The sequence below is a fragment of the Pseudomonas sp. W2-17 genome, from assembly GCF_041060445.1.
Taxonomy (GTDB): domain Bacteria; phylum Pseudomonadota; class Gammaproteobacteria; order Pseudomonadales; family Pseudomonadaceae; genus Aquipseudomonas.
On record NZ_JAUFNS010000011.1, the window covers coordinates 97,988 to 110,616 of the forward strand.

The following is a 12,629-nucleotide window of genomic DNA, read 5'->3' on the forward strand; positions in this document are numbered from 1 at the left end:
AGCCTTAGGCCTGGTCTTTGTTCAGCTTGTCGAAATGCTCGTGAGCGTTTTCCGGGCTGTGGTGTGCAGCGCTGGCCGAACGGCTCTGCTCGGCACCGGCCCACAGACGCTCGAGGTCGTAAAACTGGCGAGCGGAGGCGGTCATCATGTGGACGATGGCGATGTCCAGGTCCAGCAGCACCCAGTCGCTGTCGCCCTTGCCTTCTTCGCCCAGCGGCTTGAGACCCTGCTTTTTGACTTCTTCGCGGACCTTGTCGAGCATCGCGTTGATCTGGCGATTGGACGTACCGGTCGCGATGACCATGTAGTCGGTGATGCTTTGTTTGTCACGAACGTCCAGCACCTGGATATCTTGGGCCTTGACGTCTTCCAGGGCAGCCCTGATCACTTCGATGATTGGGTTTACAGCGCGTTTGTCAGTCATAAAAAACTCTTTCAACTCGTATGTTTGGGCGTTTCTTCGCGCACTTGGCTGCGTAGCAACACACCTTCAGTTCGACGCACGGTACAGCCCGTGCGTATCGATATAGGCCAGTACCGCGTCTGGCACCAGAAAACGTACCGACTTACCGCTGGCCAGCAGTTGACGGATCTGGGTGGCAGACACCGAAAGCGGCGTCTGCCAGACGAACGTAATCTTTCCGCCGGGCCCTTTAAGGGCCTTCGGATCACTGACGGCACGTCCCGCGAGCAGATTTCGCATCGCATCAGGGGACTCGCTGTCGGCGTCCGGGCGTTGCAGCACCACAATATGGCAGTGCTCCAGCAACTCTTCCCACCGATGCCAGGAAGGCAGCCCGCAAAAGGCGTCCCAACCCAGCAATAAAAATAGCTGGTCATCGGCGGCGAGTTCCGCGCGCATCGATTCCAGCGTGTCGATCGTGTAAGACGGCTTGTCGCGCAACAGCTCGCGATCATCCACCGTCAATGGCGGCACACCGGCCACCGCGCACTGGACCATCGCCAGACGGTCCTGCGCCGACACGCTCGGCGTGTCGCGATGAGGCGGTCGGGCGCTGGGCGTCAGACGCAGCTCATCGAGTTTCAGCAGCTCGGCGACTTCCAGTGCGCCACGCAAATGGCCAATGTGCACCGGGTCGAACGTGCCGCCGAGTATGCCGATGCGCTGGGGCACCCGGGCAGTGTTAAGTGGAACCGCAATCGGATCGGCCACTGCCTGGGCGCCGCTCACTGAAGCCTGACCGACGTCGGCCAAGTCAGACCGGCCCCTGCCCGCGCAATTGTGTGCCATCGCCGACGACGATGTATTTCTCGCAGGTCAGGCCTTCGAGCCCCACGGGACCCCGCGCGTGAATCTTGTCGGTCGAAATGCCGATTTCCGCACCCAGGCCGTATTCGAATCCGTCGGCAAAGCTGGTGGGCGCGTTGACCATCACCGAACTCGAGTCGACTTCAGCCATGAAGCGGCGAGTCTGGGCTTGCGAGTCGGAGATGATGGCGTCGCTGTGATGCGAGCCGTAATGATTGATGTGTTCGATGGCTTGATCCAGACCGGTCACGATGCGGATCGACAGGATCGGCGCGAGGTACTCGGTGTGCCAGTCCTCTTCGGTGGCCGGCAAGACGTCGATCAGGTCGCGGGTGCGCTCGCAGCCGCGCAGTTCGACGCCTTTTTCGCGGAACTGGGCGGCCATGGGCGGCAGGAAGTCTGCGGCGATGGTTTGATCGACCAGCAGGGTTTCCATCGCGCCGCAGATGCCATACCGATAGGTCTTGGCGTTGAAGCTGATGCGTTGGGCGGCGGCCAGGTCGGCGTGGGCACTGACGTAGACGTGGCAGATGCCGTCCAGATGTTTGATGACCGGGACTTTGGCGTCGCGGCTGACGCGCTCGATCAGGCCCTTGCCGCCACGGGGAACGATGACGTCCACGTACTCGGGCATAGTGATCAACGCACCCACGGCGGCGCGGTCGGTGGTTTCGACGACTTGTACGACGGCCGCAGGCAAGCCGGCTTCGTCGAGGCCGCGCTGGATGCAGGCGGCGATGGCGCGGTTGGAATTGATGGCTTCGGAACCGCCACGGAGGATGGTGGCGTTGCCGGATTTGAGGCAGAGGCTGGCGGCGTCGATGGTTACGTTGGGGCGCGACTCGTAGATGATGCCGACGACGCCGAGTGGCACGCGCATTTTGCCGACTTGTATGCCGGACGGCTGGAAGTTCATGTCACGCAGGGTGCCGATGGGGTCTGGCAGGCTGGCGACCTGACGCAGGCCGGCGATCATGCTGTCGATGCGGGCCGGGGTCAGGGAGAGGCGTTCGAGCAGAGCGGGTTCGAGTCCATTGGCGCGGCCAGCAGCGAGGTCTTGTTCGTTGGCGGCGGTCAGCTCGGCACGGGAAGCGTCCAGCGCGGCAGCGGTGGCTGCAAGGGCGCGGTTCTTCTGTGCGGTGCTGGCACGGCCGATCACGCGGGAGGCTTCGCGGGCGGCGCGACCCAGGCGGGTCATGTAGTCAAGAACGGACTCAGTCATGGTCTCGGGGGTCTTGGCAAATGGGAAAGCGGCGGATTATAGCTGTCGGGCGTGCTGAACGACAGCGGCGACGGGCGGATGGTCAGAATAAGGGGGTTTTGTTGTTCTCGGAGCGGAGCGGCGGTCGTGCTTTTCAGTGGGACCGGCTTTAGCCGGGAAGGCGTCCGTGTGGGCGCTGGTGTTGGTAGGGGACTGATTTATTTACAACGCTTCACCGTAAATAAATCTGTCCCCGGCTTCGCGGCCGCTCTCACCCATTCAGCTCCAATTAAGCCCGATGTTGATATGATCGCGGTCCATTCTCTGACTGCCGTTGTTTATGCCTGACCAATCGCCACGCGCCCTGCCGGACAGTTTCTTTCATCGCGATGCTCAGACGCTTGCCCGGGATTTGCTGGGCAAGGTGATCCGTCACAAGGTCGACGGGTTGTGGTTGTCGGCGCGGATTATTGAGACGGAGGCGTACTACGTGGCCGAGAAAGGCAGTCATGCGTCCCTCGGTTACACAGAAAAACGTAAGGCTTTGTTTCTGGAAGGCGGGCACATATATATGTACTACGCCCGTGGCGGTGACTCGTTGAACTTCAGTGCGGAGGGCCCGGGCAATGCCGTGTTGATCAAATCGGCCTATCCGTGGGTCGATGCGGTGTCCGATGAGAACGCCCTCGCCCGCATGCTGCTCAACAACCCCGACGCCAGTGGAAGCGTGCGCACGCCAGAGCGGCTGTGCGCCGGGCAGACGTTGCTGTGCAAGGCGCTGGGCCTGAAAGTGCCGATGTGGGACGCCAAGCGCTTCGATGAAGAACAGCTTCTCGTCGAGGACGTGGGCCAACGACCGCCGCGCATTATCCAAACGACGCGCCTCGGCATCCCCACCGGACGCGACGAGCACCTGATGTACCGGTTCGTTGACGCCGCCTATGCCCGCTTCTGCACACGGAACCCGGTCAGACGCGGGCAAGTCGAAGGACGCGACTATATTTTCATCGAGCAAGGAAACTGAACCCATGGGCGCGTGGCTCGACAGCATCACCTCCTGGCTAAGCGCCAACCCCTCCTGGCTCGGCGCGGCGATTTTCATCGTCGCGTTCATCGAGTGCCTGGCGATAGCCGGCATCGTCGTCCCCGGCACCGTTGTGCTGTTCGCGATTGCCGCACTGGCCGGCAGCGGCATACTCCCGTTGAGTGAAGCGCTTTTGCTGGGTTTCCTCGGAGGGATAGTGGGCGATCTGGTCTCGTACTTCCTCGGCCGGCGCTTTCATCAGAAGATTCGTCAATTGCCCGGCCTGCGCAATCACCCGGAGTGGATCGGCGGCGCCGAGACCTACTTCCAGCGCTACGGCATCGCCAGCCTGCTGGTCGGCCGCTTCATCGGCCCGCTGCGCCCGATGCTGCCGATGGTGGCCGGGATGTGCGACATGCCGTTCGTGCGCTTTGCCGGTGTCAGCTTGATTGCCGCTGCCGGCTGGTCAGTGGCCTACATACTGCCGGGCTGGGCAACCGGTGCGGCCATCCGCCTGCCGCTGCCGGAAAACTTCTGGCCCCAGGCCGCCGTGGTGGGCGGCGGGCTGGCGCTTTTGCTGGGCATCAGCGTCCAGAGCAGCCTTCGGCAAAAGCCTTACGCGACCAAGGTCATCGCCCTGACCTGCTTCATTCTGCTGGGCAGTGTGTTTCTCGGCTGGCCGTACCTGGCCGATTTCGATCAGGGCATCATGACCGTGGTGCAGGCCAGCCGAAGTGCTGCGGCCGAAGACTTCGTGGTGATGGTGACGGGGCTGGGGGATTTCCGGACTCAGTTCTGCGCCGCCGCCCTGCTGACCATTCTGCTGATCGTCACGCGCAAATGGCGCCATGCGATCTTCGTGATCGGCACCACCCTGGGCGCGGCGCTGATCAATCAGAGCATGAAATACACCTTCGCTCGCGCACGGCCTGAGGTACTGACGGAGGCCCTGGGGACTTACAGCATGCCGAGCGGACATGCGTCTGCCTCGTTTGCGCTGTTCATGTCGCTGGCGGTGCTTGCCGGCCGCGGTCAGCCGGTGAGGCTGCGACTGACCTGGCTGCTGCTGGGCGGGATTCCGGCGCTGGCGATCGCAATGTCACGGGTGTATCTGGGCGTGCATTGGCCAACGGATGTCACCGCGGGGATGCTGCTGGCGTTTTTCACCTGTGCCGCGAGCCTAGCGTTCGTGCAGAACAAAAAGCCGCTGGAGGCACTGCCGATCAAGGTGTGGTGGCTGGTGCTGCCGGCGATGGTGGCGCTGTTCGGCGGATTCGGGCTGCATTCGTTCCCCCACGGTTTGATCCGCTACCAGTACTGAAACAGCTCAGGCGCGGCCTGCCGGAAGAACGACCCGGCCCGCGCCGCGCAAAACAGCAGCATTCAGGCCTGCATGTCGCCCTGCATTTCGTCGAGCAGGTCCTGAATCGCATCGAGCCGTTGTTCGGCGTCTTCGATTTCCAGCAGCTCGATCTTGTCTTCTTCGGCGAACGGCAAGAGGTAGGCCAGTTGATTGGCCAGCGAGTGCTGACCGCTGGCGGTGAGGCCCATGTTCAGCGCGGCCACCATCGGGTGCTCGGCCAGCGCGGCGAGTAACGCGACCAGGTCGTCGTCCTCCTCTTGCAGCGGTTGTTCCTCGGGATCGTCGAGCCACTCGACCTCGCCGACCAACAGGTTGTCGCGCTGGGTGCTGTAGTCCTTCACCCGAAAGCGTCGGGCGCCCACTACCCGAATGCCCAGCAGGCCGTTGTCCTGCTTCTGGAAATCGGTGACCCGCGCTTCGCAGCCGATCATCGAGAAACCGTCCGGCACCTCGCCCGTCTCACTGCCTTCAGTGATGCAGACGACGCCAAAGCCTTCGCCCTGCTTCATGCAGCGGCTAATCATGTCGAGGTAGCGCGCCTCGAATAGCTGCAGATCGAGCACGCACCCCGGGAACAGCACGGCGTTCAGTGGAAACAGCGGCAGCGTAAACAACGGCAACGACATAAACCTATCCTCAAGCAACCAGAGACACCGCCAACGGCAGGAACAAGGCCGTGGCGACACCCATCAAACTCATCGCCAACGCCGCAAAGGCGCCGCATTCCTCACTTTCCTGCAGGGCCGCCGACGTACCCACCGCGTGGGCCGTCAGCCCCAGGGCCATGCCGCGGGCTTCCGGGCTGGTGACCCGCGCCAGCGTCAGCAGGCCGGGGCCGAATATGCCGCCGATCACCCCGGTTATCAACACAAACACGGCGGCCAGCGCCGCCACACCGCCAATCTGCTCGGCGACCAGCATGGCGATCGGCGAGGTCACGGACTTGGGCGCCATGGTCATCAGGATCATGTGATCGGCGCCGAGCATCCACCCCAGCCCGACGCACAGCCCGGTGGCCAGCACGCCGCCCACCACCAGCGTAGTCAATACCGGCCAGAACAGCTGCCGGATGCGCCGCAGGTTCAGATAAAGCGGCACGGCCAGCGCAACCGTTGCCGGGCCCAACAGAATGCTGAGGATCTCGGTGCTTTTGCGGTACTCAACGTAGGACAGCCCGCAGCTCACCAGTACGCCTATCACCACCAGCATGGAAATCAGCACCGGTTGCAAAAACACCCAGCGGGTTTTCTCGTAACCGGCCAGCACCAGTTGATACGCGCCCAGCGTGATGGCGATACCGAACAAGGGGTGATGAATCACCGACAGCCAGGCGCCGTGCCAGTCCAGACTCATGAGGGCTCCCGGCGATTGGCCTGACGGTCGATGAGTTTCTGCATCAGCCAGCCGGCGAAGGTCAGCGAGACCATCAGGGAAATCACCAGCGAGCCGACAATCGCCCAGAAGTCCTCGGCGATCTGGTCGGCATACACCATCACACCGACGGCGGGCGGCACCAGCAGCAGCGGCAGATAACGCAGCAGACTGCTGGCCGCCAGGCTGATGGGTTCGCTGACTTCGCCGCGGGTCATCAGGTAAATCATCAGCAGCACCAGCCCGATGATCGGGCCGGGCAGGATCGACAGAAACAGGTGATTGAGCGCGGTTCCGATCAGTTGGAACAGCACAAGCCAGGTCAGGCCTCTTAGCAACATAGAAAACTCCAGCAGATTCGCGGCGACATTATAGGCACGCCACCCGCGCTGCCTATGGGGCGGTATTCGCCAGTTGAGGTCACGTTGACCCGCGCAGTGCAGCGTGCTGATCTTTAATGCCAAGCAATAACAGCGCCGACGCCAATGCGCCTGCGAAGATCCCGCGCGAAAACAATCACCCACAAGGAGAGTAGCGATGCCCCACGTACCCGTTGCAGAACTCAAGAGCTATGAAGGCAAGGACCTGGGATGCTCCGAGTGGCTGACCATTGATCAGGCACGCATTAATCTGTTCGCCGAAGCCACCGGCGACTTCCAGTTCATCCACGTCGATCCGGTCAAAGCAGCGCAAACCCCGTTCGGTTCGACCATCGCCCATGGCTTTCTGTCGCTGTCGCTGATGCCCAAGCTCATGGAGTCTCTGCTGGTCGTGCCCGAAGGTATGACGATGGCGATCAACTACGGCCTGGACAGCGTGCGATTCATTCAGCCGGTGAAAGTGAATTCGCGCGTTCGTCTAAAAGTCACGCTGGCAGAGGTCAGCGAAAAGAAGCCCGGCCAGTGGCTGCTCAAGGCCACCGCGACCCTTGAAATCGAAGGCCAGGACAAGCCTGCGTTCGTTGCTGAACCGCTTTCGCTGTGCTTCGTGTAACCCCCGCCGCCCCTCCATAACGCCTGCGCAAACCTTCCAGAAACATGAAACAGTCGTAACAGACTGTTTCATGAGCGTTCCTCGCTGCGGCATACTCGCTGCGGCTGTGTGAGCGACTCGATACACGTACGCGATCAGATCACGCCGAAACATCTTTTTTTCGGGATTTACCATGCGCGCGTTTGCTCCTTTGGCCCTGACCCTCCTTCTTACCGCTTGCGGCGACGGCGAATCGCTGTTGCCCCCGGACGCTCGCCTGCCCGACGGCGGACGCTATCGCGGCGACGTGATCAATGGCGTGCTGCAAGGCAAGGGCCGGATCGATTACCCCAATGGCAGCTGGTACGCCGGGGAATTCAAGAACGGTCAATGGAACGGCCAGGGCGAGTGGCACGCCAGCAATGGCGACGTGTACAAGGGCGGTTTTCAGGACGGGCTTTTCCATGGGCAGGGCTCGCTGACCACCAGCGCCGGCAGTTACGTCGGCGGCTACAAGCTGGGGCGGCGCGACGGCGAAGGCACGCTGAAAGAGCACGGCATGAGTTATCGCGGCGAGTTCAAGGCCGACCTGTACGACGGCGCCGGGCATCTGGAACTGGACGACGGCAGCGAGTATCAAGGCCAGTTCGCCCACGGCAAACCCAACGGCGAAGGCCAGCGCAACGATTCGGCGGGCAACCAGTTCAGCGGCAAGTTCGTCGACGGGCAGCTTGAAGGCACGGGCAATTTCAACAGCGCCGATGGCGATCAATATGTCGGCGGCTTTCACAACAATCAGCTCAACGGTCGTGGTCGCTACGAAAACGCCGATGGCGATGTCTGGTCGGGGCAGTTCAAGGATGGCGCGTTCACCGGCAAGGGCGAGTTGATCGGCGCCGACGGCACGCGCTACCAAGGCGACTTCAAGAACTGGCGCTTCTCCGGATCAGGCAGCCTGAAGCTCCCGGACGGCAGCGTGTACATCGGGCAGTTCGAGAACGACAACTATCAAGGCAGCGGCGTGCTGACCACGGCGGAAGGCGAAGTACAGAGCGGCACCTGGTCGAACGGCCAGCGGGTGCGCGACGCCGCCGGCAAACTGCTGCCCGATCCCTTGGAAATCGGCCTGCTCGCCCAGGGTGCCCTTGTTGATAAAGCCCTCGCCGCCGTGCCTGCCTCCACGCCGGCCATTGAGCTCTACAGCCTCGTCGTGGGCGGCGATGGCAAGCAGAGCGTTTTTCTGCGCGAGGCCGATTACGTCAACAAACTGCTCGCGACGCGCTTCGGTGCGTTCGGCCAGATCACGCTGGTCAATCACCGCGATCACATGGCTGATCGCCCGATGGCAACCCGCGAGACCATCAGCCGCGCCGTGCAGACATTGGCCAAACGCAGTGGTCCGGAAGATTTGATCTTCATTTACCTGACCAGCCACGGCACCCATGAACACGAGCTGGTGCTGGATCAGCCGCGTCTGGAGCTGTCCGACTTGCCCGCCAACGAGATGGCCGGCGTGCTGGCGCCGCTGAAGAATCGCGACAAGGTGGTGGTGATATCCGCGTGCTATTCGGGCGGTTTCATTCCGGCGATCAAGGACGAGCGGACGATGGTGATTACCGCTTCACGTGAAGATCGAGTGTCGTTTGGCTGCTCCGAGGAAGCTGATTTCACCTACTTCGGCGAGGCGCTGTTCGGCAAGGCGCTGGTGGAAACCGACGACCTGGTGCAAGCGTTCAATGAGGCAAAAGACATCGTCGCCCAGCGTGAGACGGACGAAAGCTTCGAAGCCTCCGAGCCGCAGATGTGGGCGCCGAAAGGCGTGGTCGCCCACTGGCGGCAGCTGCGCAAGAGCCAGGCGGAGCGCGCGTTGAATACGGTGCGGCGCTGAGTGCCATCGCACCCAATGTAGGACCGGCTTCAGCCGGGAAGGGGCCGGGCGGGTTCGCCTGCAAACCGGCTCCCACAGATTGATCCAAGCTCAAATGCGGGATGCGCGAACATTTCATGTGTTTTTGTGAAACCCTCCCGCTTCGCTCGCAGTCTGTTCCGGTACAGCGCCTATGCTTGTGGCGTATCAAGGGAGAAAGATCATGTACTTGACGCCTCAGCACATTTTGCTTGCCGGAGCTACCGGATTGACTGGCGAGCACTTGCTCGACCGCCTGCTTAACGAACCCACTGTCACCCGCCTCCTCGCCCCCAGCCGTCGTCCTCTGGCTGAACATCCACGGCTGGAAAACCCGGTCGGCGATCTCCAGAGTTTGCTGCCCACCCTAGAAGGTCCTGTCGACATCGCTTTCTGCTGCCTGGGCACCACGATCAAACAGGCCGGTTCCCAGGAAGCGTTCCGGGCCGTCGATCTGGACATGGTCGTCGCGTTCGGCAAACGCGCCCGCGAGTTGGGTGCGCGTCATCTGCTGGTGATCAGCGCGGTAAACGCCGACCCGCAATCGAGCATCTTTTATAGCCGCGTCAAAGGCGAGATGGAAGAAGCGCTGAAGCTTCAGGGCTGGCCACAACTGACCATCGCCCAGCCGTCGTTGTTGATTGGCGAGCGGCAGGATCAGCGATTTGTGGAACAGCTGGCCGCGCCGATTGCCAAGCTGATTCCCGGCAAATATGGCGGCATCGAAGCCTGCAACCTCGCCCGCGCGTTGTGGCGCCTGGCGCTGGAAGAGCAGGAGGGGGTGCGGGTGGTTGAGTCGGATGATTTGCGGCGGTTGGGGAAATGACTGAGCACTGCTCAAGCTGACAGCAAAAACTGTGTAGGCGTGAGCTTGCTCACGAACGCGCTCTGACAGTCACCCTTAAAGGGCCGGTAACACTGCAATCGCGAGCAAGCTCACTCCTACATGGAATGCATTCGGCCCGGACACCGCAGCATATTGTAGGAGTGAGCTTGCTCGCGAAGAGGCCATCACATCCGACGTATCTCCGACAGGACATAGACCGCTTTCGCGAGCAAGCTCACTCCTACAGGGATCGCCGTTCTGAGTTACATCCCGCCCGTAGCCTGAAATCCCACACCCAGCGCGGTGAGGATCGACAGCGGCAGCAGCAGCGTGTCGAGCAGCGCGCTGCCGGGCAGGTCAAGCATCGGGTATTTCGGCGCCTCGGTGCCGAAGCGATCCTTCTCGCAGCAGCCGCCTTCAATGGCGTACAGATCCAGTCGCGTACCGGCGTAAACCACCGGCGCGCCGGGCTGATTGGCGTCGAGGGTGCGCACGGTCGAGCAGCCCGTCGTCAGCAACAGGCCCAGGGCAATGACGACGAGCTTATTCATCAGCACCAAAGTGATGCTCGCCCCAGCGCGGCAGCATGTCCTGGGGGATGTTAAGCAGATTGAGAATCCGCGCGACGACGAAATCCACCAGATCGTCGATCGTCTGCGGCTGGTGATAGAAACCAGGCGATGCCGGCAGAATCACCGCGCCCATGTTCGACAGCTTGAGCATGTTCTCCAGATGAATGCTGGAAAACGGCGCCTCGCGGGGCACCAGAATCAACTGCCGACGCTCCTTCAACGTCACGTCCGCGGCGCGCTCGATCAGGTTGTTGCAGGCGCCCGTGGCGATTGCCGACAGCGTCCCGGTCGAACACGGCACCACGACCATCGCACTCGGCGAACCGGAACCGGACGCCACCGGCGACATCCAGTCTTCCTTGCCGTACACGCGAATCTGGCCTGCGGTCGCGCCGGTGTATTCGTTTAGGAACGCCTGCATCATCTGCGGTTTGGGCGGCAGGTTGACGTCGGTTTCCGTGGCCATGACCAACTGCGCGGCCTTGGAGATGAGGAAATGCACTTCGCGGTCTTCGCGTACCAGGCAGTCCAGCAGGCGCAGGCCGTATTGCGCGCCGGACGCGCCGGTCATCGCCAGGGTGATGCGTTCCGGGCCGCTCATTTCAGAGCCTCCGCGAGTTTGCCGTGCAGGCCGCCGAAGCCGCCGTTGCTCATGATCACCACGTGGGTGCCGGGCACAGCCTGATTTTTCACACACTCGATGATGCCGTCGAGGCTGTCGCAGACCAACGATGGAATGGTGCACTGGGCCGCTGTTGCCGCCAGATCCCAGCCCAGATTGGCCGGCGCATACCAGACCACCTGATCGGCCTGAACAACGCTTTCCGGCAGACCGTCGCGGTGGGCGCCGAGCTTCATGGAGTTGGACCGCGGCTCGACGATGGCGATGATCGGCGCATCGCCGACCTTCTTGCGCAGACCGTCCAGCGTGGTAGCGATGGCGGTCGGGTGGTGGGCGAAGTCATCGTAGATGGTGATACCGCGCACGTCGGCGACCTTTTCCATGCGCCGCTTCACGCTCTTGAACGCACTCAGCGCTTCAACGCCCTGCTGCGGCACAACGCCAACGTGGCGGGCGGCGGCGAGGGTCGCCAAGGCATTCGCAACGTTGTGCTGGCCGGTCATGCCCCAATCGACGACGCCCTGGACCGCACCTTCGAACAGCACTTCGAATGTCGAGCCGTCCTCGCTGAGCAGGTTCGCCTGCCATTGACCGCCCTCGCCCGTGGTTTGCACCGGCGTCCAGCAGCCCATTTGAATCACGCGCTCCAGTGCGGGCTCGGTGGTCGGGTGAATGACCAGGCCTTCGCTCGGAATGGTGCGCACGAGGTGGTGGAACTGTCGTTCAATGGCCGGGAGATCGGGGAAGATGTCGGCGTGATCGAATTCCAGGTTGTTGAGGATGGCGGTGCGCGGGCCGTAATGGACGAACTTGGAGCGCTTGTCGAAGAAGGCGCTGTCGTATTCATCCGCCTCGACGACGAAGAACGGGGTATCACCGAGACGCGCCGAGACATCGAAGTTCTGCGGCACGCCGCCGATCAGGAAGCCCGGGGCCATTCCGGCGTGTTCCAGCACCCAGGCGAGCATGCTGCTGGTGGTGGTTTTGCCGTGGGTGCCTGCGACGGCGAGCACCCAACGACCGCGCAGGACGTGATCGGCCAGCCACTGCGGCCCGGAAACGTAGGGCAGGCCCTTGTTCAGGACATACTCGACCGCCGGATTGCCGCGCGACATGGCGTTGCCGACCACCACCAGATCCGGTGCCGGTTCGAGGTGCGAAGGGTCGTAACCCTGCATCAACTGAATGCCCTGCGCTTCGAGCTGTGTGCTCATCGGCGGGTAGACGTTGGCATCGGAGCCCGTGACTTTATGGCCCAGATCCTTGGCGAGCACCGCCAGCGAACCCATGAATGTGCCGCAGATACCCAGAATATGAATGTGCATGACCGACCTCTTAGAACATGGGCCGCAGGTTAGCGTAGAAGGCAGTGGATGCGCACGGGGGAATTGCTGGTGCTCCCACCGGCCCCTTCCCGGCTGAAGCCGGTCCCACTAAAAGACCGCGTGCACACTGCAGAATTGATGGTGTTCATGCCGGCCTCTTCCCGGCTAAAGCCGGTC

The 12,629-nt window shown here is 62.3% G+C and carries 14 protein-coding genes; 5 read left to right on the forward strand and 9 right to left on the reverse strand.

The genetic code is table 11. The features are described from left to right. Nucleotides 1-4: 4 nt before the first annotated feature. The 3 genes from rsfS to QWI20_RS15480 form a co-directional block, all read right to left on the reverse strand. Complete coding sequence (gene rsfS, locus QWI20_RS15470) at nucleotides 5-424, reverse strand: ribosome silencing factor (protein WP_065988378.1); 420 nt, start codon at nucleotides 422-424, stop codon at nucleotides 5-7. Between the two features lie 66 nt (nucleotides 425-490). Next, nucleotides 491-1,135, reverse strand: coding sequence for a nicotinate-nucleotide adenylyltransferase (gene nadD, locus QWI20_RS15475; RefSeq protein WP_108121747.1), 645 nt, complete (start codon nucleotides 1,133-1,135; stop codon nucleotides 491-493). 82 nt (nucleotides 1,136-1,217) lie between these two features. Next, nucleotides 1,218-2,492, reverse strand: coding sequence for a glutamate-5-semialdehyde dehydrogenase (locus tag QWI20_RS15480; RefSeq protein WP_369306230.1), 1,275 nt, complete (start codon nucleotides 2,490-2,492; stop codon nucleotides 1,218-1,220). Between the two features lie 319 nt (nucleotides 2,493-2,811). Between QWI20_RS15480 and QWI20_RS15485 the strand changes: the two genes are divergently transcribed. Then, complete coding sequence (locus QWI20_RS15485) at nucleotides 2,812-3,495, forward strand: DNA-3-methyladenine glycosylase (RefSeq protein WP_369306231.1); 684 nt, start codon at nucleotides 2,812-2,814, stop codon at nucleotides 3,493-3,495. Between the two features lie 4 nt (nucleotides 3,496-3,499). Further along, nucleotides 3,500-4,816: a bifunctional DedA family/phosphatase PAP2 family protein gene (locus QWI20_RS15490; protein ID WP_369306232.1), complete on the forward strand. Its 1,317-nt coding sequence runs from the start codon at nucleotides 3,500-3,502 to the stop codon at nucleotides 4,814-4,816. Between the two features lie 62 nt (nucleotides 4,817-4,878). Here QWI20_RS15490 and QWI20_RS15495 read toward each other — a convergent pair whose 3' ends face one another. The 3 genes from QWI20_RS15495 to QWI20_RS15505 are packed head-to-tail and all read right to left on the reverse strand — an operon-like array spanning nucleotide 4,879 to nucleotide 6,570. Beyond that, complete coding sequence (locus tag QWI20_RS15495; RefSeq protein ID WP_369306233.1) at nucleotides 4,879-5,484, reverse strand: LON peptidase substrate-binding domain-containing protein; 606 nt, start codon at nucleotides 5,482-5,484, stop codon at nucleotides 4,879-4,881. A gap of 10 nt (nucleotides 5,485-5,494) precedes the next feature. Continuing rightward, nucleotides 5,495-6,205: an LrgB family protein gene (locus tag QWI20_RS15500; RefSeq protein ID WP_192133651.1), complete on the reverse strand. Its 711-nt coding sequence runs from the start codon at nucleotides 6,203-6,205 to the stop codon at nucleotides 5,495-5,497. Between the two features lie 2 nt (nucleotides 6,206-6,207). Next, the gene (locus QWI20_RS15505; RefSeq protein WP_065988384.1) at nucleotides 6,208-6,570 is read right to left on the reverse strand and encodes a CidA/LrgA family protein; all 363 of its coding nucleotides are present in this window, start codon (nucleotides 6,568-6,570) and stop codon (nucleotides 6,208-6,210) included. Nucleotides 6,571-6,766: 196 nt separating this feature from the next. Between QWI20_RS15505 and QWI20_RS15510 the strand changes: the two genes are divergently transcribed. From QWI20_RS15510 to QWI20_RS15520, 3 genes are all read left to right on the forward strand, one after another. Continuing rightward, the gene (locus QWI20_RS15510) at nucleotides 6,767-7,222 is read left to right on the forward strand and encodes a MaoC family dehydratase (protein ID WP_369306234.1); all 456 of its coding nucleotides are present in this window, start codon (nucleotides 6,767-6,769) and stop codon (nucleotides 7,220-7,222) included. Nucleotides 7,223-7,394: 172 nt separating this feature from the next. Continuing rightward, complete coding sequence (locus tag QWI20_RS15515) at nucleotides 7,395-9,089, forward strand: C13 family peptidase (RefSeq protein ID WP_369306235.1); 1,695 nt, start codon at nucleotides 7,395-7,397, stop codon at nucleotides 9,087-9,089. A 202-nt stretch (nucleotides 9,090-9,291) separates the two neighbouring features. Then, a complete protein-coding gene (locus QWI20_RS15520; protein WP_369306236.1) occupies nucleotides 9,292-9,933 on the forward strand; it encodes an oxidoreductase in 642 nt (213 codons plus the stop codon). A 263-nt stretch (nucleotides 9,934-10,196) separates the two neighbouring features. Here the strand turns inward: QWI20_RS15520 and QWI20_RS15525 are convergent, their stop codons facing one another. From QWI20_RS15525 to mpl, 3 genes are read right to left on the reverse strand one after another with little or no spacing between them, the layout of a single operon-like run. Beyond that, nucleotides 10,197-10,484, reverse strand: a complete 288-nt coding sequence (locus tag QWI20_RS15525) for a YceK/YidQ family lipoprotein (RefSeq protein WP_122536988.1) — start codon at nucleotides 10,482-10,484, stop codon at nucleotides 10,197-10,199. Next, the gene (ubiX, locus tag QWI20_RS15530; protein WP_065988388.1) at nucleotides 10,477-11,106 is read right to left on the reverse strand and encodes a flavin prenyltransferase UbiX; all 630 of its coding nucleotides are present in this window, start codon (nucleotides 11,104-11,106) and stop codon (nucleotides 10,477-10,479) included. The genes QWI20_RS15525 and ubiX overlap by 8 nt, the downstream gene beginning before the upstream one ends. Further along, nucleotides 11,103-12,452, reverse strand: a complete 1,350-nt coding sequence (mpl, locus tag QWI20_RS15535; RefSeq protein WP_369306237.1) for a UDP-N-acetylmuramate:L-alanyl-gamma-D-glutamyl-meso-diaminopimelate ligase — start codon at nucleotides 12,450-12,452, stop codon at nucleotides 11,103-11,105. Before mpl ends, ubiX begins: the two co-directional genes overlap by 4 nt. Between the last annotated feature and the right edge of the window lie 177 nt (nucleotides 12,453-12,629).